Source organism: Pseudomonas sp. FG1 (assembly GCF_034313875.1).
Taxonomy (GTDB): domain Bacteria; phylum Pseudomonadota; class Gammaproteobacteria; order Pseudomonadales; family Pseudomonadaceae; genus Aquipseudomonas; species Aquipseudomonas veronii.
The window spans coordinates 4,797,614-4,817,114 of the sequence record NZ_JAVIWP010000001.1; the positions used below are offsets into that span (position 1 = coordinate 4,797,614).

General features: G+C 63.1%; 20 protein-coding genes. All 20 read right to left on the reverse strand.

Annotation, left to right across the window (positions count from 1 at the left end; all coding sequences use genetic code 11):
- Window positions 1-4: 4 nt before the first annotated feature.
- The gene (locus RGV59_RS21870) at window positions 5-352 is read right to left on the reverse strand and encodes a hydrogenase maturation nickel metallochaperone HypA (protein WP_017845600.1); all 348 of its coding nucleotides are present in this window, start codon (window positions 350-352) and stop codon (window positions 5-7) included.
- Window positions 345-1,427, reverse strand: coding sequence for a HoxV (locus tag RGV59_RS21875; RefSeq protein WP_126586829.1), 1,083 nt, complete (start codon window positions 1,425-1,427; stop codon window positions 345-347). The genes RGV59_RS21870 and RGV59_RS21875 overlap by 8 nt, the downstream gene beginning before the upstream one ends.
- Complete coding sequence (gene hybE, locus RGV59_RS21880; RefSeq protein ID WP_126586831.1) at window positions 1,424-1,927, reverse strand: [NiFe]-hydrogenase assembly chaperone HybE; 504 nt, start codon at window positions 1,925-1,927, stop codon at window positions 1,424-1,426. Before hybE ends, RGV59_RS21875 begins: the two co-directional genes overlap by 4 nt.
- Window positions 1,914-2,144: a rubredoxin gene (locus RGV59_RS21885; protein ID WP_017845597.1), complete on the reverse strand. Its 231-nt coding sequence runs from the start codon at window positions 2,142-2,144 to the stop codon at window positions 1,914-1,916. The genes hybE and RGV59_RS21885 overlap by 14 nt, the downstream gene beginning before the upstream one ends.
- A 7-nt stretch (window positions 2,145-2,151) precedes the next feature.
- On the reverse strand, window positions 2,152-3,045 hold the full coding sequence (locus tag RGV59_RS21890) for a hydrogenase expression/formation protein (protein ID WP_052743351.1): 894 nt from the start codon (window positions 3,043-3,045) through the stop codon (window positions 2,152-2,154).
- A complete protein-coding gene (locus tag RGV59_RS21895) occupies window positions 3,042-3,524 on the reverse strand; it encodes a hydrogenase (protein WP_126586833.1) in 483 nt (160 codons plus the stop codon). Before RGV59_RS21895 ends, RGV59_RS21890 begins: the two co-directional genes overlap by 4 nt.
- Entirely contained in the window at window positions 3,521-3,898 is a 378-nt protein-coding gene (locus RGV59_RS21900; protein ID WP_046484077.1) for a HypC/HybG/HupF family hydrogenase formation chaperone, read from the reverse strand. Before RGV59_RS21900 ends, RGV59_RS21895 begins: the two co-directional genes overlap by 4 nt.
- Before the next feature lies 1 nt (window position 3,899).
- Window positions 3,900-4,535 (reverse strand): HyaD/HybD family hydrogenase maturation endopeptidase, encoded by a 636-nt coding sequence (locus RGV59_RS21905; protein ID WP_026139853.1) that lies wholly within the window; start codon window positions 4,533-4,535, stop codon window positions 3,900-3,902.
- Between the two features lie 20 nt (window positions 4,536-4,555).
- The gene (gene cybH, locus RGV59_RS21910; RefSeq protein WP_017845592.1) at window positions 4,556-5,239 is read right to left on the reverse strand and encodes a Ni/Fe-hydrogenase, b-type cytochrome subunit; all 684 of its coding nucleotides are present in this window, start codon (window positions 5,237-5,239) and stop codon (window positions 4,556-4,558) included.
- 61 nt (window positions 5,240-5,300) lie between these two features.
- Window positions 5,301-7,157, reverse strand: coding sequence for a nickel-dependent hydrogenase large subunit (locus tag RGV59_RS21915; RefSeq protein ID WP_126586835.1), 1,857 nt, complete (start codon window positions 7,155-7,157; stop codon window positions 5,301-5,303).
- Between the two features lie 6 nt (window positions 7,158-7,163).
- Complete coding sequence (locus tag RGV59_RS21920) at window positions 7,164-8,264, reverse strand: hydrogenase small subunit (RefSeq protein WP_102617493.1); 1,101 nt, start codon at window positions 8,262-8,264, stop codon at window positions 7,164-7,166.
- Between the two features lie 435 nt (window positions 8,265-8,699).
- Window positions 8,700-9,755 (reverse strand): HoxN/HupN/NixA family nickel/cobalt transporter, encoded by a 1,056-nt coding sequence (locus RGV59_RS21925; RefSeq protein WP_017845589.1) that lies wholly within the window; start codon window positions 9,753-9,755, stop codon window positions 8,700-8,702.
- A gap of 190 nt (window positions 9,756-9,945) precedes the next feature.
- On the reverse strand, window positions 9,946-11,271 hold the full coding sequence (locus RGV59_RS21930) for an ATP-binding protein (protein WP_102617494.1): 1,326 nt from the start codon (window positions 11,269-11,271) through the stop codon (window positions 9,946-9,948).
- Window positions 11,272-11,276: 5 nt separating this feature from the next.
- Entirely contained in the window at window positions 11,277-11,732 is a 456-nt protein-coding gene (nikR, locus tag RGV59_RS21935) for a nickel-responsive transcriptional regulator NikR (RefSeq protein WP_046383278.1), read from the reverse strand.
- Between the two features lie 12 nt (window positions 11,733-11,744).
- Complete coding sequence (locus RGV59_RS21940; RefSeq protein ID WP_102617495.1) at window positions 11,745-13,202, reverse strand: nickel-dependent hydrogenase large subunit; 1,458 nt, start codon at window positions 13,200-13,202, stop codon at window positions 11,745-11,747.
- 8 nt (window positions 13,203-13,210) lie between these two features.
- Window positions 13,211-14,215: a HupU protein gene (locus RGV59_RS21945; RefSeq protein WP_017845585.1), complete on the reverse strand. Its 1,005-nt coding sequence runs from the start codon at window positions 14,213-14,215 to the stop codon at window positions 13,211-13,213.
- Window positions 14,212-15,636, reverse strand: coding sequence for a sigma-54-dependent transcriptional regulator (locus RGV59_RS21950; protein WP_226926216.1), 1,425 nt, complete (start codon window positions 15,634-15,636; stop codon window positions 14,212-14,214). Before RGV59_RS21950 ends, RGV59_RS21945 begins: the two co-directional genes overlap by 4 nt.
- Before the next feature lie 207 nt (window positions 15,637-15,843).
- Window positions 15,844-16,392 (reverse strand): cupin domain-containing protein, encoded by a 549-nt coding sequence (locus tag RGV59_RS21955; protein ID WP_046486974.1) that lies wholly within the window; start codon window positions 16,390-16,392, stop codon window positions 15,844-15,846.
- Between the two features lie 261 nt (window positions 16,393-16,653).
- Window positions 16,654-17,934 carry an NAD(P)/FAD-dependent oxidoreductase gene (locus tag RGV59_RS21960; RefSeq protein ID WP_017845583.1) on the reverse strand — a complete coding sequence of 427 codons (1,281 nt, stop codon included), beginning with the start codon at window positions 17,932-17,934 and terminating at the stop codon, window positions 16,654-16,656.
- Between the two features lie 59 nt (window positions 17,935-17,993).
- A complete protein-coding gene (locus RGV59_RS21965) occupies window positions 17,994-19,484 on the reverse strand; it encodes an aldehyde dehydrogenase (RefSeq protein ID WP_126586837.1) in 1,491 nt (496 codons plus the stop codon).
- Between the last annotated feature and the right edge of the window lie 17 nt (window positions 19,485-19,501).

Sequence of the window (19,501 nt, forward strand, 5' to 3'; positions counted from 1 at the left end):
ACGATTAATGATCCTCGACCTGCAGGTCGAGGATGCGCAATTCAGTCCCGCCGGTGGGTTGCAGCCAAAAGCCGCCGCATTGCGGGCAGCCGGCGCCGCGCTCGATCAGCGGCACGCTGATGGCGCAATCCAGGCACCAGGCCTGGCCCGGGGGTTGTTCAATGTCGATTTGCGCGCCGGCCAGCAAGGTGCCGGGCGCCAGTGCTTCAAGGGCGAAACGCAGCGCCTCGATTTCAACGCCGGCCAGCGTGCCAGCCTCCAGGCGCAGGCGGCTGACCCGCACGAACGGATCGCGCCTGGCCGCCGCCTCGACGGCGCTGAGAATGCCGCCCGCCAGACTCACTTCATGCATGAATAATGTCCTCGTTCGATGCTGCTTCTAGCTCGAGGGTGAAGCCAATGCACGGGTCGAAAGCCGCGATCAACAGCTCAGCGCGACGTCGCGTGGCCGGATCGCCGGCTGACATCGTCGCCAAACCCTGGGCCAGCGCGCCGTGGGGATGAAGGTTCCATTCGGTCGGCGCGATGACCTGATAGTCGCGGATCAACACACCGGCATTCATTCGCTCCAGACAGACCCGGTGCAACAACAGGCCGCGCGACGTTTCGCTCCAGGCCAACGCCTCGTCGGGCCCCAGCGCCAATGCGCCGAGTGCCAAGCCAGCGGGCTGTGGCAGCGAGAGCCGCGCCAGTTCGGCGAGGCGCGCGCCCAGACGCAGCCAGACGCTGGCGTAGCGTTGTGGGTCGACCTCACGCGCGCGGGTCCAACTGCCCGTCTCACAGGGTAGCCCGAAGGCCACCGGATGCAACGCAAAATCGCTGGCCTCTCGCAGTTGGGCGGCCACCACCTGCAGCGCTTGGGCGTTGCCGGCCAGTGACAGGGCATGCACCGGCAGTTGCAGGGCGTGGGCATCCTCGCGGCAATCGGCCAGGGCGTGCGCCAGCCAATGATCGCTGCGCTGGCTCCACTCATCGAGCGCGCTGAACGGCTCGGCGTCCCATCGTTCAAGCCATTGCGCCACCGACTCGCCCAACCAGGCGGCCATCGCCTGTTGCGGGGCGTGTTCCCAGGCATGCAGTTGGCTGAGATCGGGGCGCACCGACGGGTTACCCAGCAACCGCGGCCATTCGAGCAGCATACGCCGCACATGCTCGCGGCGGGTTTCGGCCTCCAGCATGCGCTGGGTGTTGGGGTCGATGGGGGTTTCGCCATGCAGTGCGGTGTCGACGGCCAACGCTGCGGTCAAGCGGTGCGCTTGCCCGCACAGGCTATAGAGCAACGGCAAGTGGTGCGCGGCGGTCTGTGGCGGCTGGCCGCGCAACAAGGTGGCGGCCAGCGCCGGACGCCCGCCGACAATCGCGGGCTGCTGGCCGGGACGCACCCGCAATGAGCCGCCGAGCCGCGCCAAGCTTGCCATGGCGGTCATTGCGCGCCCCCGGACACGCGTCCGAACAGCAAGCCACGGCGGCTGATGGCCGGGCGTTCCGGTGCGCGTTCGGGCGCATCCCGCAACAGCGCCAGCACCTGCTCGGCGGTTTGCCGGGCCGCGTCCTGATCGGCGAATTCAAACATCGGTGAAAACAGCGAACAGCTCTCGTAGCCACCGATGCCTTCGCCGTCTGCGCCAATGAAGGTCAGGCGCTGCCCGCCAAATTGATGTTCGCCTGACGCCCCCTGGGCCAGGAGTGTGTCGCGGTTCTCCGGCAGCCAGATCAGGTTCATGAACCAAGGGGTGATCAGAACACCCAGCACCCCGGTTGCCGCGGTTTCCCCGGCGATTTGCGCGCTGAAGCCCACCGCCTCGACCACCAGTTGTTGATTGAGAAACGGCAACCCGCGCATGCGTGTCTCGGCGATGCCCTGGAAGTGCGCGCACAGGGTTTGTGCCTGCTGCGCCGGGCCGTCTTGGCGCTCAGACAGGTTCATCGATCACCATGAACTGCTCGGCATCGCCATCGCAATTCGGGCAACGCCAATGTTCCGGCAATGCGGAGAACGGCGTACCCGGCTCAATCTGCCAGACCGGGTCGCCGTCGCGCGGGTCATACACCCACCAGCAGATTTTGCATTCCAGGCGGGTGGCGTCGCTGATCCGGGCGTTGTCGCCACCGTAGCTGCCTTCGAAGCCGGTTTTTTCGTTCATCGTGACCTCACTGCCCTTCAAACCACTGGATAACGTCTTCGAAGCGCTCCAGTGAGTCGGCCAGGTCTTCGGGGGCGGCGCAGATCACTTCCGGCAGGTCGGTGATTTCGATGGTGTCGAGGATTTGCGCATCCTGTGAGTTGAAGTACGTGATGCGCCAGCAGTTCTGTATCCGGGTCGCGCTGATCAGGCAATTGCCATAGCCACGGGCCAAGGCGCGCACCGGGCCGGCGGGCAAGTAGGCGTCGAGGAAGGCGATGTCCTGTTCGGACAACGGCAGCAAGGTCAGGTTGATGACATGCACCTGATCGCCGGGTTGCCAGTGTTGGCTGCGGTCTTGTACCTCGGTCAGGATCGCCGGGGCGTTCATGACGCCGAGCGGCAACGCTGACGACAAGTCGAAATCCGCCGGTCGGGCCGCCGCGCGGGCATTGCCGCGCAGTTGCGAAGGCGCCGCGCCCACTTCGACGTGATCGTAGCCCTGGCCGTAGATGCGCCATACGCCGGCGAAGATCGATTCCTGGATACGCAACGACGGCTGCGCGGCAATGATCGCGCTGACCTCGCCTTCGCCCAGCAATTGGTCGAGCAGCTTGCGGTCGCCTGTTTCCAGGCCACTGAGGTCGACGCTTTGCGTGGTCAGGCCGTTATTGCAGTCGCGCAGGCATTGCAGCAACGCTTGCAACGCGTGCCGCGCACCGGGCAGCGCCGCAAGCTCTTCAGGTTCGGGCAGCACCGGAATGCTATGGGTATACATGCCCTGAGGCATGCTGATGTATTCGAGCACGTCCTCATCGTCGGGTTGCGAGCCGGGGCCGATATCCACCACGGGGATGTAGTTCAGCGGATCGAACTCCACGGCGTGGCTTTGTGCATCGCGGTGATTGGCATCGTGGTTCATTGGCAACCTCCGGGGGCGCTGACCGGGGCACCGGCAAGCAATGGAATGCGCGCGTTGCTTTGGCTGACGGCAGCTTCCGCCAGGCGCAGGTATTCGTCCCAGTCGAGCATGCCGCTGAAGGTGCTGACGTAACCCGCATCGCGCAGCCACACCAGCGACGGCCAGCGGCGCACGGCAAAGCGCGCGGCGATGGTTTCTTCATCGGCACGACCGACCACGCCCAGGCGCAGGCTCAATTGGTGGCGGCGCGCGATTTCCACGCGCAGTTCCGGCAACACCACGGCCACGTCCAGGCATTCGGGATGGCGTACCGGGTCACCGCACAGCAGCAACAGGCAGTCGCCCCCTTCGGCAAGCCAGGCATCGAGGTTGTCGGCGTCGATCCAGGTCGCGTCGAATTGCTCCACCAGCCGGCTGATCAAGGCCGGGATGGCGGGTGTCACGGGAATGGGCGCCATGAAAACAGCGGAGTCGCTCATGTGGGGTCCTTGACTGACGGTTGAGGTGGGGTGAGCGCGGCAGGCGCAACAAGGGGTGGCGACGCGTGGCCCAACAAGGCCGCCAGTTGCTCGGCGTTCATGGCCGAGGGCAGGCTGAAACCCGGCACGCTGTCGGGCTGCGGGGCCGTGCCGAACAGGGCCGCTTCGAGCAGGCGCAGGGTGGAGTCGATTTCGCTGGCGCGTTGGGCGTCGAGGCGTTCACGGGCGGCGTCGAGAAAGATCAACAGCCAGTCGCCGACCGCACACGGGCCGACCAGTGACAGGTCGATACGGCGCTCTTCGCCGTGGCGGTCGCGGCAGCGGGCGAAGCCCAACTCGGCCGCGATCACTTGCATGGGCAATCCGATGCACATATCAGGCGCGCCTGGCGAGGATGCGTTCGTCGCCGATCCGGCAGGCTTGCTGTTCGGACGGGCGTTCGTTTTCGTAGCGTTGCAGTTCGAGGTGCGGCAGGGTCACCGCCTCTTCACCCGCGAGTGGCGAGGCGCGCTTGTGCGGTGCCGCGCCCCAACTTTCGAGCACGCGCAGCGCCTCATCCAGCGCACCTTCCATGGCGGCCCTGACGCTGGGGCGCAGGCTGCCACCGTAGTCCATCATGTTTTCCGGCTGGCAACCGATCAGCAGCACGCGTGTCGGGTAATGGCCGGTCAGTTGCGCGAGCATCAGCACCTCCTGAAAGCCGGTCTGGTGCAGGCTGAGCTTTTTGATGCCGAGGAATTTGGGGACATCGTCGTCGGCGATGAACTTCAGTTCGCCAGGCGCGAGGTTGTAATCCACGGCGTCGAAAATCAGCAGGTAATCGGCTTGCTGGACATGCTGGATCAAATACAGGCCTTGCGTGCCGCCATCGATCAGCGCCACGTTGTCGGCGAACTCATAACGCTGTTGCAAGGCTTCGACGCAACGAACGCCGAAGCCTTCGTCGGCCCACAGGAGATTGCCGATGCCTAGCACAGTGATCTGCGGCAGTGTCGGTTGGAGAGGACTCATGGCGGTTTCTACCAATATGGTCATTTTTTAAAGGTCTTGTAGCCGGAAATCATTGCCCCGACCAAGCTCAGGCGCCCGTTGATTTCTTCGCGCACGGCGGCATAGATGTGGAACATGACGAATAGCACAATCACCCACATGCCCAAGTGATGCAGGACATGCACATTGTTGGATTGCCCCAGCAGCGGCAGTACCCAACCGAAGGTGCGTTCCTGCCAGGAGCCCATTTGCGCGCCTTCGCCATACAGCGCGAAGCCGGTCAGGATCATGAACAGCGAGGACAGCAAGAAGATGAAAAACATCGCGAAACGCGACAGCGGGTTGTGGCCAAACATCGGTTTTGGCGTCGGCCCGATGAACAGGTAGTAGCGCACCCAAGCGAGCATGTCGGCCCAGTAGACCTTGCTGGTCAGCGGCACCGAGAACAGTTCGCGGGCGTGATGATTGCCCACCAGCGCCCAATAGGCGCGCCCGATCATGGCGATGGTAAAAATGTACGCTGCGCTGAAATGCGCAAAGCGGATGTAGCCCATCACGAAATGGTCGCTGGCTTCGCCCGGTTGGGTCGCCAGCGGCGAACCGATCAGGTAGCCGGTGATGGCCAGCACCACAATGCAGGCGGCATTGATCCAGTGCCACAGGCGCACGGGCGCCTCGTACACGTATTCCGACGCGTCGAGGGGACTTTGAGTAGGTTGAGTCATAGCGTCACCTTTGGATGGGCAGGCGCCGTGGCGCCTGCCGAATGCAGCGTTGAACAATCGATCAACTGACCTTGACTGTGCTCAGCTCCGCGCCGCCCTCGCTCATCACGTGGGTGGCGCAGGCCATGCAAGGGTCGAAGGAATGCAGCGTGCGCAGGATTTCCACGGGCTGATCGGGGACGGCCACCGGCGTGTTCATCAGCGCGGCCTCGAAAGCACCGATCTGACCCTTGGCGTCACGCGGGCTGCCGTTCCAGGTGCTGGGCACGACGCACTGGTAGTTCTCGATCTTGCCGTTCTTGATCCGGATCCAGTGGCCGAGTGCGCCGCGTGGCGCGGCAACGATGCCGACCCCTTTGGCCTCGGCAGGCCAGGTGGACGGGTCCCATTTTTCGACGTTGGCGGTGGCACGGTCGCCGTTGCGGATGTTGGTCATCAACTCGTTCCAGTCGTCGACCATCATTTCTGCGCAGTACTCGGCCTCCAGGGCGCGGGTCAGCGTTCGGCCGATCGTGCTGGGCAACAGTTGCTTGGCGCTGAGGTTGGTTTCCGCCAGGCCCAGGGCTTTTGGCAAGTCGAGGTTGACGGCTCGCAGCGAACCTTCCAGTTGTTCCTTGACCCGCTGGCAATGCGGGTTGCCTTTGAGGGCATGGGCATAGCCCAGGATGTAACGCGCCAACGGCCCGACTTCCATGGCGTGGCCGCGCCAGCGCGGCGATTTGACCCACGAATATTTGGCGCTTTCGTCGACTTCTTCGATGTTGGTGCGGGTGCCCTTGGTCTTGGCGCCCAGCTCGTAGTTCGGCTCGGTGATGCCGTCCCACGGGTGCAGGCCCTTGTCGTTGTCCGGGTAGTTGTACCAGGAGTGGGTCACGAACTCTTGCACTTGCTCGGGATCACGCGCGTCGACAGGCAGGATTTCGTCCCAGTTGCCGTTGAGGATCGCCCCGCCCGGCAATTGGTTGGTGCTGTCGTCGTAATTGACCTTGGCGTAGGTGCCGTAATCCATCACGTTGGTCGCCGACAAACCACCGCCGTGCAGCCAGCCTTTTTGCTTGTAGATAGTGCCAATGGCCAGCACGTCCGGCACATACACGTTGCGGCAGAAGGTCAGCGCTTCGTCGATGCGCGCCCGCACGAAGTTCAGGCGTTCCATATTCAACGGCGCACCGGCGGCCAGGTCGCCATCGATATTGATCGCGCAGGGCACGCCGCCGACCAGGTAGTTGGGGTGCGGGTTCTTGCCACCGAAGATGGTATGGATCTTCACCCACTCTTTCTGCAGGTCGAGGGCTTCAAGGTAATGGGTCACGGCCATCAGGTTGGCTTCAGGCGGCAGTTGGTAAGCCGGGTTGCCCCAGTAACCATTCATGAACGGCCCGAGCTGACCGCTTTCGACGAACTTCTTCAGACGGTTTTGCACGTCGCGGAAATAACCCGGTGAAGACAACGGGTGAGCCGGCGAAACGGTCTGCTGCAATTCCGAGGTGCGCTTGGGGTCAGCCTTGAGCGCAGACACCACGTCCACCCAGTCCAGTGCGTGCAGGTGATAGAAATGCACGGCGTGGTCATGGACTTGCAGGGTCTTGGCCATCATCTCGCGAATCAAGTGCGCGTTCGGCGGGATGCGAATGCCCAGCGCGTCCTCTACCGAGCGCACCGAGGCCAGCGCGTGGCAACCGGTGCAGACGCCGCAGATGCGCTCCACGAATGCCCAGGCGTCACGTGGGTCGCGGCCCTTGAGGATGACTTCGAGGCCGCGCCACATGGTGCCGGTGGAAACGGCGTTGCGGATAACGTTGTTGGCATCGAGGTTGACCTCGACGCGCATGTGGCCTTCGATACGGGTCACAGGGTCGACAACGATACGTCGGCCTGTGTTGTTGAGGTCGAAACCCTGAGTCGAATAGGTGCTCATTGGTGCTTATTCCTGTCTTGTCGCTGGGGCGTCGGGCGAGGTAGTGGGCGCTTTGCCGTTGCTGGCGCGTTTGAGGGCGGTGACGGCGGCGTGAGCAGTGATCGCTGCGCCGACGGTGACGCCGGCAACCAGGCCGATTTCGTCCGCGTTCGCTTCAACGCCAAACTGGTTGATACCGGTCAGGTGCTGATAGAACGAGCCCTTGTCCCAGAACCCCTCCTCCGAACAACCGATGCAGCCGTGGCCGGACTGAATCGGGAAGCTGGTGCCGCCATTCCAACGCACGGTCGAGCAGGCGTTGTAGGTGGTCGGGCCTTTGCAGCCGACTTTGTAAAGGCAGTAGCCCTTGCGCGCCGCGTCGTCGTCCCAGGACTCGACGAACTGACCGGCGTCGAAGTTCGGACGGCGGTAGCACTTGTCGTGAATGCGCTGGCTGTAGAACATTTTCGGCCGGCCCTGACGGTCCAGCTCAGGAATGCGGTCGAAGGTCAGCATGTAGGTGATCACCCCGGTCATGACTTCGGCGATCGGCGGGCAGCCCGGCACTTTGATGATCGGTTTGTCGGTGATGACCTTGTGAATCGGCACCGCCTGGGTCGGGTTCGGCTTGGCGGCCTGTACGCAGCCCCAACTGGCGCAGGAGCCCCAGGAAATGATCGCCTTGGCATCGCGTGAAACGCGCTTCAACTGCTCGACGAAGGGCTTGCCGCCAATGATGCAACTCATACCGTCCTGGTTCAGTGGCGGGTTGCCTTCGACGGCCAGGATGTAGTTGCCCTTGTACTTGGTCATGACCTCGTCAAGGATCGCCTCGGCCTGATGCCCGGCGGCGGCCATCAAGGTGTCGTCGTAATCCAGGGAGATCATCGACAGCACCACGTCCTTGGCCAGCGGATGCGCGGAGCGGATGAATGACTCCGAGCAACAGGTGCATTCCAGGCCGTGCAGCCAGAGGACTGGCGTGCGTGGCTTGTTCTCCATGGCCCAGGCGATTTTGGGCATGAATGCCGGGCCCAGCCCCAGCGACGTTGCGGTCAAGGAACAAAATTTGAGAAAGCTGCGGCGCGAGATGCCTTGTCTGCGCATCACCTCGTAAAACGTTTCCATTACTTTATTTCTCCTCCCCGAGAAGGTGCTTCAACGGGGGCTGCACTCGGTGTGTTGGAAATCTGTGCCCGACCAGGTGAGTCAGGCGCCATGCCGTCGGCTACAAAGGCCATCAGTTCTATGGGATGTTGAGGCTGCAGCCTGGGCATGATTGCGACGGCTGCTGGAAACATGCGGGTAACCCATGACGTTCAGTTATCTGGTAAGTACAAGACCTGTGCCATTTCGCCGCGGTGTAGATAAATTGCTTGCTAATTAATTTATCTATCTGTTTTTAAAGGACTTTTACTTTTTTACCGAGCGCATTGAGACACCTTGTAACAAACCTCAACTGGAATGTTTGTTTCCACTATTTATGCAGCCTGGAAACCATATGTCCGGCTTGGCAAGTGGCTGGCGAGAGAACCTCGCCAGGCGCTGAAAGGAAGAGAAGGCTCAGGCGGGCGTCGCGTCCAGGCGGTCGTAGCCCTTGAAGCGGTAGAACAACACGGAAACGGCCCAGGTCAGGATGAATATCCCGACGATCAGGTAGCCGATCATGCCGAAGTTGTCGGTCAGCGCAGTGATGAAATCCCACACACCGCCGTGCAGATCCCAGCGCGCCGCGACCAGCCCGAGCACTTCCACCCCGCCCACCAGCAATGCCACCAACACCGACATGGACGTGATGGTCAGGTTGTAATAGAGCTTGCGTGCCGGGTTGACCAGTGCCCAGTGGTAAGCACCGGTCATCATCACGCTGTCGGCGGTGTCGACCAGCGCCATGCCGGCCGTGAAGAGCGCCGGGAACACCAGAATCGACCAGATCGGCAGGCTCTGCGAGGCTTGCACCGCAGCGATCCCCAGCAGGCCGATTTCCGTGGCGGTATCAAACCCCAGGCCGAACAGCAGGCCCAGCGGATACAGGTGCCAGGGACGGCTGATCAGGCGGAACAGCGGGCGCAACAGTCGGGCGATGGGGCCACCGCCGGTGAGTATCGCGTTCATTTCTTGCTCGCCGATCCGTTCGCCGCGCCGCACGCGGCCAAACGCCTGGTATACCGAGCGCAGGATGAGCAGGTTGATCAACGCCACCAGCAACAGGAAGGCGGCAGACACCGAGGTGCCAATCAGCCCGCCGAGGCCGTGAAAGGCTTCGATTTCGCTTTTGAACGCCGTGGCCGTCAGTGCGATGCCGAGCGAAGCCAGGATCACCACGGTGCTGTGCCCGAGCGAGAAAAACAGGCCGACACTCGCGGTTTGCCGGCCTTCCTGGATCAGCTTGCGGGTGGCGTTGTCGATGGCGGCGATGTGATCGGCATCCACGGCATGGCGCAGGCCGAAGCTGTAGGCCAGAAAGGCGGTGCCGAGCAACAGCGGATAGTCATGGAAGGCCGTGAAAGCCCAGGCCCAGGCCAGCAGGTTGGCAGCGACCAGGCCGGCAAAAATGGCCAGGACGCGATGTTTGAACGTCAAAGGCGCACGAGTCGGTGAAACAGGATGCAAGGGCATGCGAACTCCAGAAAGATGGGTTCAAGTATGAAGAAACGAAAAAACCTCATACAAACCCTGTGCCAGTTTGCGTGCCGAGTGCCATTCAGGCGTGGTCAGGCGCTCGCAGAACATGGCGGCTGGACAATGACTGTCCAGCCGAGCCGGTAACTGGACAATGAGCTTCCAGCGCCGCTGCCGGATTATCGGCTCAGGCGGGCCCGGCTTCGGGCAGCGTCACGGTGAACTGCGCACCGCCCTCGGGGTGATTGGCGGCCACCATCCGACCGCCACAGCGTTCGATGATGCCGTAGCTGATCGACAGGCCCAGGCCCGTGCCTTTGCCCACGGACTTGGTGCTGAAGAACGGGTCGAACACCTGGCTCAGGTGTTTCTCTGCGATGCCCGCACCGTTGTCGCGTAAACGCAGGGTGACCCAGCCCGGCTCCTGGGTCACCTCGATCCAGACTGTCGGCAAGGCCTGGTTGGCCGCTTGCGCCGCATCGTAGGCGTTCTGCATCAGGTTCATCAGCACTTGCAGCAATTGCCCGGCATTGCCGCGCACCGGCGGTGTGTCAACGGCCTGCCAATGCACCTGCAGATCGGGCGCGACGCCACGGCAGACCCAGTGGATGGCGCGCTCGATGACGTCATTGAGGTCGACCTCGCCCAGCGCTTCACGATCCACCGCCGAGAAGCGCTTCAGGGCGCTGACGATGTCGGCGGTGCGTTGCGCGCCTTCCATGCTGCCCTCGATCAACGACGGCAAATCGCTCAGCAGCGGATCGATGCGTAGCTGTTGGCGCAAGGCTTGAAGACTGGCGTGCGACTCGCCGCCGTGGACCGCTTGCAGGTACTGCTGCAGGCGTTTGCCATAGCTGTCGAGCACATGCGCGTTGGCCAGCACGAAGCTGATGGGGTTGTTCAGTTCGTGGGCGACACCAGCCACCAGGCGCCCCAGCGAGGCCATTTTTTCCGCGTGCAACAGTTGCTGTTGAGTGCGCTTGAGCGCCTCGTGGGCCTCGTGCAGTTGGCGATACGCGTGCTGGAGTTCGCCCAGCGGTCGCCCCACCAGCACGTGCCCGATAAAGCGTCCATTGCCCGTGCTGCGCACGGTGCAACTGACGTCCACGGGCACCGGCGCGCCGTGGACATCCTTGAAGTTGACCTCCAGCGAGGCGCTGGCGTTGGGATGGCGCAGGCTGGCGAGGGTCTGGCGCAACTGGGTTTCACTGTGGGGGTCGGCCAACAAGACATAGGCCGGGCTGCCGGACAATGACTGTTCATCACGGCCGACCAGCGTGCGCAGCGCGCTGTTGCTCTCCTCGATGCGCCCTTGCGGGTCGCAGGCCAGCAACACGTCGGACATCGACGACAGCAACCCGGCGATAAACTGCTGCGACTGCTCCAGTTCGACGTTCTTCTCTTCCAGGGCGATTTCGTCTTGCACCAGCTTGGAATAGACCTCGTCCATCCTCGCGATGACTTCGATCCAGGCGTCTTCGTCGAGGCTGCCGGGTGGCGGTTTACGGGCCATGGTCGTCAGCTTTTAGGGTGCAGATGCAGGTGACTGTGGGCCTGCTCGTGGCTCGCACCCTGCTCCACCGGGATCAGGTTCAGCGAGCCATGACGCACGCCGCGTTCGGCGCACACGCGATGGGCAAAATCGCGCACTTCATCGGACGAGCCCTTGAGCATCAGGCTTTCCAGGCAGTTGTCGTGATCCAGATGCACATGCTGGCTGGCAATGGTCAGGTGATGATGCGCGTGCTGCAGGTCCATCACCCGTTCGGTGAGGGTGCGCGAATGGTGATCGTAAACGAAGCTCAGGTTGGCCACGCAATGCGGCGCCTGGCCTTGTTCCAGGCGCGCCTGTTCGATATGCCGCCGCAAAATGTCGCGCATGGCCTCGGAACGGTTGTGGTAACCCTGGTCGCGAATCAGCGCGTCCAGTTCCTCAGCGAGGCCACGGTCCAGGGAAATGGTCAGGCGTTCCATGGGATTTCCTTTTCAATGCACCGTGCAAACCATGCACGGGTCAAAAGAACGAACGATATGTTGCACCGCTACCGGGCTTTTTTCGCCGGGTAACACGGGAGCACCCTGCAAGGCTTGTTCCAATGCCCCGGGCTGGCCCTGGGCATCGCGTGGCGAGAAGTTCCAGGTGGTCGGGGCGATGATCTGGTAGCGGGAGATTTTCCCGTGCTCCACCTCCAGCCAATGCCCCAGTGCGCCACGCGCCGCTTCGGTCAGGCCGACCGCGCGGCCTTTGTCGGGTAATGCTGCGGCGCGGTAATACGGCTCGCCGGGGCGCAGGGCGATCAACCAGCTTTCCATCAGCGGCACCACCTGCGCCAACTCCAGCAAACGCGCGAGCAGGCGGGTATAAACCGTTGCCGAACAGCGTGCCACGGCATCGCGCAGCAGCGCTTGGCCGGCAATCAACTGGCGTGCAATGGCGCCGGTTTCCAGCACCGCGCCGGCCAGGCGCGGGGCTTTGTTCCAGGTATACGCGTCGGGTTTTTCCATCAACGGCTGGGTTTGCCCATCGGCCGGGTGGCGCGGGCCGCCAGCGTCGTCGAGCCAGGCATGCGCGCTGTCTTCGCGGATATCGTCCAGGTCCAGCGCTTGTACACACTGGGTGACGCCATTCCACAGGCCGCGCGGGAACACCATCGAGCCATCGGCTCGCGGATACGCCCCGTAGGAAAGATACAGCCCCGGCCCCGGCCCCAGATGCTCAAGCCCGGTGTCCAGGGCGATCTGCAGAAATTGGCGGAAATCGCCCTGCCCCGGCGCTTCGGCGTGCCATGCCCATAGCTGGTTTTCGCTGGTGAAACCATTGATACGCTCCAGCGGCGCGGCGAACAGCTCGCTTTCCAGAAACTGCCGGAACTCGCGAACGCGGGTCAGCAGGCGCAGGCGCTCGGCGGCATCGATGGCGCGGGTCGAGCCACCCGGTTGGATCGAGCCGGTGTGCGGCCACTTGCCGCCCAGTGTGCCGATCAAATCCAGCCAGCGTTTACGCGCAGAAATGGCCAGGCGCTGCTGGCTGCCCTGAAGCGGGGTAAAGCGCGCCACCGCGTCTGGATACCAAGGGCGCTCGGCGTACACCGGGCGCACGAAATCCGGCATGAAAAACAGGTAGAAATGGCTCAAGTGATCGGCGAGGTTTTCGGTGGCGGCCATCAGGTTGATTGCCAGCAGGCCGTTGTCCGGCGGCTGTACGCCGGCCAGCCCGGCCAGGGCGCGGGCGGCGGCGATCGATTGCGACACCGAGCAGATTCCGCAGATGCGTGGCGCGTAGGTCAGCGCATCGAGCGGTGCGTGTTGCAGCAGGATTTGCTCGAAGCCACGGTACATGGTGGCGTTGACCCGTGCCGAACGCACATGGCCATCTTCCACGTCCAGCTGTACTTCCAGATCGCCTTCAACCCGATTGAATGGGCCGACCACCAAACGTGACATGCAAACTCCTAACGGCGGGGGGTGCGTACCGACGGCGCGATCAGCGGGTGATCGGACGTCGCATTCTGTTTGACGCGCTTGGGGGTGGCGGACTTGGACAGCGCCGACAGGGCGACGAACCAGGCCTTGGGCATGTCGATGGGCAAACCGATGGGAATGCCCGCCAGCTTCGGCGTGCGCTGAAAGGCGTGCCCCGGTTCTTCGAAGCCCGGGGCGGTGCAGTTGATGCAGGCAAACCCGCCACGGGTACACGAGCCCTCGCCGTTCCACAGGCGGGTATTGCAGTCGCCGTGGGCCTGGGTGCCTTTGCAGCCGAGGTTTTCCATCATGCAGCCCAGGTCCGAGGGCTTTTCCGCACTGGCTTTGTATTCGTAGAACTCATTGCGCGTGCAGCCCTGATGCACCAGTTGGTCGGCGTAGAAACGCGGACGCCCGATGACGTCCAGATCGGCCTCGGCGAACAGCCCGGCGGCCAGCGCCATCAAGGTGTCGGTCACCCAGCCGGGGTGCGTCGGGCAACCGGCCACGTTGATCACCGGCAAGCCGCGCAACGACCGATAATCGGCACCCAGCAGGCCGCCGCGATGCTCACCGTCAAATTGCAGGCCGCAGGCGTCGGTCGGGTTGCTGCCCGCAGCGGTGATGCCTCCGTAGGCCGCACAAGTGCCGATGCCCAAGGTGTATTGGGCCACCGCCGCGAGTTTGCGCACCCAGTCGATCATCGGCGCATCGGTGCCCGCCAGCATGTGAAAGCGCCCGGTGCCGTGCGGGCCGCGCAGCAATGAGCCTTCGATGCACAAGGCATCGAGCCGGGTGCGACCTTGCAGGCAGTCCTCCAGGATATCCAGCACCTGATCACCGCTTTCAAGGGACAGCGATGGATGCCAGAGCAACTCAATCCCCGCACTGCGCCACATCGCGAAAAAATCCTGGGTATCGGCGCACAGCAAGGACATGTTGCAACCGCCGCAACCGCCCGATTGCAGCCACAGCACTCGGAAGGGGGTGTTCATCGGGCTTCCTCCAGGCCAAGACGGCGCAATTTCTGGCGCAGGCCCACGCGCGACAAGCCCAGTTCACGGGCCGCATGGGTTTTGTTCCAGCGGTGACGCAGCAGCGATTCCTTGAGTATGGTCGCTTCGATAGCGTCCAGTTGTTCTTGCAACGTGCCCGTGGGAGGCGACAGGCGTATGTCGTTGGTGTTGCGTCCCTGGCCCTGCATGACGCGCCAGGAAAACGAATGAGCACCGATTTGCGAGCCTTCCGACAACGCAGCGGCGCGGTAGATTTCGTTGCGCAACTCGCGAATATTACCGGGCCATGGGTAACCGATCAGGCTCGCCAGGGCGTCGTCGGCGAAGTGCAGGTTTGGCAGGTCCAGCTCCAGGCGGGCATCGTCGAGCAGCTTTTTGGCGATGGGCATCAGGTCGGCGGTGCGCTCGCGCAACGGCGGCAAGCCCAGGCTGACCGTGGACAGCCGGTAATAAAGGTCGCTGCGAAAACGTCCGGTGGCGACATCTTGCTCCAGGTCGCGATGGGTCGCCGCGATCACCCGCACATCGACCCGCACCGTGCTCGAGGCGCCGACCGGGCGCAGTTCGCCCTCTTGCAAGACGCGCAACAACTTGACCTGAAAAGCCGGCGAGGTGTCGCCGATTTCATCGAGTAGCAAGGTGCCGCCATTAGCACGCTGGAACAGCCCGATGTGATCCTGATGCGCGCCGGTGAAGGCGCCGCGCTTGTGCCCGAACAGCTCGGACTCCAGCAAGGTATCGGGCAGCGCCGCGCAGTTCTCCATGACAAAGGCATTACTCGCACGCGGGCTGGCGTAATGGATGGCGCGGGCCAGCAACTCTTTGCCCGTGCCCGATTCGCCCAGCAGCAGCACCGACAAATCATAGCGGGCGACCCGTGCGGCCAACTCACAGACCGCATCCAGCGGGCCGCCGGGGCTGCGCACGATGCGCGAGAAATCGAAGGTATCGCGTACCCGCTCCAGGGTTTCGCGGCTGCGGCGACGCAGCGCTGGCGTACCGGCGCGCAGTTCCAGGTCCAGTCGCTGCATATGGTTTTGCAACGATTGGCTCTCGACCGCATTGCGCACGGTGTTGAGCAGGTTTTCAGGCAGCCAGGGCTTGAGCAGGTACTGATAGATACCGGCCTGATTGACGCCCGCGATGATGTCTTCCGAATCGGTGTAGCCCGACAGCACGATGCGGACCACCCCCGGCCAGCGCTCGCGCACTTCCTTGAGAAATTCGATACCGCTGACATGGGGCATGCGCTGGTCGCAGAGGATCACCGCGACCACATGCTGTTCCAGCAGTTCGCGTGCTTGCCCGGCCGACTCGGCCAGCAGCACCTGGAATTCCTGATCGAGTACCCGGCGTAACGATTCGCGCGAACGCAGCTCATCGTCCACTACCAGGATCATGGGCAAGTCGGATTGCGAGTCGAATGGGGAGGTCATGAGTCAGCGAAAGGCCGATTATTGAAGTTCATTGCAACATTATGTTGCTGCAAGTCATGGCGTCGATGGTAGCACGGTGCCAAAAGCAGACGAGGGTTTTCCTTCGGGGGAGGCCGCTACGGGATGTGTTTTAAACAGCGTCTTGCTCCGCCGGGTTATGCCGCCCCCGGCCTAGAAGTTCGCCGGCGTATTCGCGCTGATGATTTCCGCCTCATCCTGCCCGATATTGCGGAACCTGTGGGGCAAGGTGGTGGGGAAGTAATAACCATCCCCCGGGTTCAATACGCTGACCTGGCCATCGACAGTGAGTTCGACGGTGCCACGGGTGACGAGGCCGCACTCCTCGCCTTCGACATGCACGATCGGCTCTTCGCCAGAACTGGCGCCGGGTGCGTACTGCTCGCGCAGAAAGCGCATCTGGCGACTGGGGATCGGCGCGCCCACCAGCAGCAGGCGCAGGCCGTCGCGACCCAGGTCGGGCTGTTCGTTGGCGCGGAAGACGTATTGGTGTTCGCGTGGCGGCTGGTCGAAGGTGAAAAAGTCCGCCAGGGACATGGGGATGCTTTCCAGCAGCTTTTTCAGGGAACTGACGGAGGGACTGACGCGATTCTGTTCGATCAGGGAAATGGTGGCGTTGGTCACGCCGCTACGACGGGCCAGCTCGCGCTGGGAGAGTTTGTAGCTTTCGCGAACGAGTTTGAGTCGGGTGCCCGTGTCCATAGCTGCCTTATATAAGGGGGGATTGTCGTGATGTTTATTGGTTGCGATAGCGCTGCAGGAGCTGGGGCGAGCGCGGGCAGGCAATGTTGCGAAATTCGCCGATTACCCGACCCGGAAACCTGAAAGGCGGCTATTAAATCACGTTTGCGGGTGGAGCTGTAGCGCTGCTGAATATGCCTGCATGCGCAAAAAAAGCAAGCCCGCGGCCGCGGCCGAAGGCGGCGTGGGCCGGGGGCTCGCGGCGTGCGTGTGGCTGACCGGTCAAATACCGAGTCGGTCGCGCAGGGCGTAGTAGGCGGCGCCCATGGCCGTCAGCGGGGCCTGGAAGGTGCGGCCGCCGAACATCGGCATGTGCGGCAGCGAGGCGAAGGCGTCGAAGCGTTCGGCGTCACCGCGGATCACTTCGCTGATCAGCTTGCCCGCGAGGTGCGAACAGGTGACGCCGTGGCCGCTATACCCTTGCATGTAGTAGGCGTTCTTTTCGATACGGCCGAATTGCGGCATGCGCGACATCGTCAGCAGGAAGTTGCCGGTCCAGCGGTAGTCGATCTTGACGTTTTTCAACTGCGGGAAGGTCTTGAGGATCTTCGGCCGGATCAGTTGTTCGATGTCGTCCGGCTCGCGGGCGCCGTAGACCACGCCGCCGCCGTACAGCAAACGGTTGTCAGCGGTCAGACGGTAATAGTCGAGCAGGTAGTTGCAGTCTTCGACGCAGTAATTGTGGGTAATCAGGCTGCGTGCCACTGCCTCCGACAGCGGCTCGGTGACCACGATCTGCGAGCCGCAGGGCATGCTTTTGCGCGTCACCCGAGGGTCGAGATTCTGCGGCAGGTAGGCGTTGCCGGCGATCAGCAGGTACTTGGCGCGAACCACCCCCTTGGCTGTGCGTACCACGTTGGGTTCGCCGTAGGTGATTTCCTCGGCCGCCGATTGTTCGAAGATCTTGCCGCCCAGGCCGACAATGGCGCTGGCTTCGCCCAGGGCCAGGTTCAGCGGATGGACGTGGCCGCCCTGCTTGTCCAGCAGGCCGCCGATGTAGTTTTCACAACCCACTTCGCCTGCCATGTCCTTGGCGTCGAGCAGTTGCAGGTTGCGGTTGCCATAGCGCTCCCAACTGCTTTTCTGTTCGACCAGGCCCTTGAGCTGTTTTTTGTTCAACGCGGCGAAGATCCCGCCCGGGCGGTAGTCGCACTGGATGTCGTAGTGCTGGATGCGCTGGCGAATGATCTCGGCGCCTTCGAACATCATGCTGCCGAGGATTTCGGCGCTCTTTTCGCCGTAGCGCTGCTCGATGACATCCACGTCACGGCTGTAGGAATTGACCAGTTGCCCGCCGTTGCGCCCGCTGGCGCCAAAGCCGACCTTGGCCGCTTCGAGCACGGTGACGCTGTAGCCGGCTTCCGCCAGGAACAGCGCCGACGACAGGCCAGTGTAGCCGGCGCCGATGACACAGACATCACACTCGACCAACTCTTCAAGCACAGGGAAGTCGCCGGTATGGTTGCGGGTCGCGGCGTAATAGCTGTTTACATGGGGTTGCATGGTTAGGACTCCCTGGCGACTGGCCGGCACGCGCCGGCAATCGCCGTTGTTATTTGGGCTTAGAGCTTGATCCAGGTGGCTTTGAGCTCGGTGTACTTGTCAAAGGCGTGCAGCGACTTGTCGCGGCCATTGCCCGACTGTTTAAAGCCGCCGAACGGCGCGGTCATGTCGCCGCCGTCGTACTGGTTGACCCACACGCTGCCGGCACGCAGGCCCCGGGCAAAGCGGTGGGCGCGGCTGAGGTCGGCGGTCCACACTGCGGCGGCCAGGCCGAAGATGCTGTCGTTGGCGATCGACAGCGCTTCTTCTTCGGTGTCGAAGCTGATCAGCGACAACACCGGGCCGAAGATTTCTTCGCGGGCGATGGTCATGGCATTGGTCACGCCGTCGAAAACCGTCGGCTCCACGTACTGGCCACCGGTGTCTTGCAGGGTGCGCTGGCCGCCAACCAAGAGTTGGGCGCCCTGCTCCTTGCCGATCTCGATGTAGCGCAACACGTTGTCCAGTTGCCGCTGATCGACCACTGCACCGACCTTGGTCGCCGGGTCCAGTGGATGCCCCGGCTTCCAGGCCTGGAACGCCTCCACCAGCAGCGCAATGAAGGGCTCGCGGATCGACCGCTGCACCAGCAGGCGCGAACCGGCCACGCAGACTTCGCCCTGGTTGAAGGCAATCGCTGCAGCCGCAGCGGCGGCGGCAGCGCGCAAGTCCGGGGCATCGGCGAACACCACATTGGGGCTCTTGCCACCGGCCTCCAGCCACACCCGTTTCATATTGCTCTGGCCGGAATACACCAGCAGTTGCTTGGCCACCGCGGTGGAGCCGGTAAAGGCCAGCACATCCACATCCCTATGCAAGGCCAGCGCCTTGCCAACGGTGTGACCGTAGCCCGGCAGCACGTTGAACACGCCTGCGGGAATGCCGGCTTCGAGGGCCAACTGGGCCAGGCGAATGGCGGTCAGCGGCGACTTTTCCGAAGGTTTGAGGATGAACGAGTTACCGGCCGCCAGGGCCGGCGCGAACTTCCAACTGGCCATGATCATCGGGAAGTTCCACGGCACGATGGCCGCGACCACGCCGCAGGGTTCGCGGGTGATCAGGCCCAACTGGTCGTGGGGCGTGGGCGCCACTTCGTCGTAGAGCTTGTCGATGGCCTCGGCACTCCAGCGGATCGCGTTGGCGGTGGCCGGTACGTCGATGGCCATGGAGTCGCCGATCGGCTTGCCCATGTCGAGGGTTTCCAGGAGCGCCAGTTCTTCCTGGTGTTCGAGGATCAGATCGGCGAAACGGATCAGCACGCGCTTGCGCGCCGCCGGGGCCAGCAAGCGCCAGATCCCGGATTCGAACGCCCGGCGTGCAGCGATTACCGCGGCGTCGGCGTCGGCCTCATCGGTGCTGGCGACCGTGGCCAGAAAACGCCCGTCCACCGGGCTGATGCTGTCAAAGGTCTCGCCGCTGGCGGCCCAACGGTATTCGCCGTCGATAAAGGCCCGGCCTTCAAGGTTCAGGGACTGGAAGTACTGCTCCCAGTCGTTGCGATGCTTGGTCATAGGGTGTGCTCAACGCA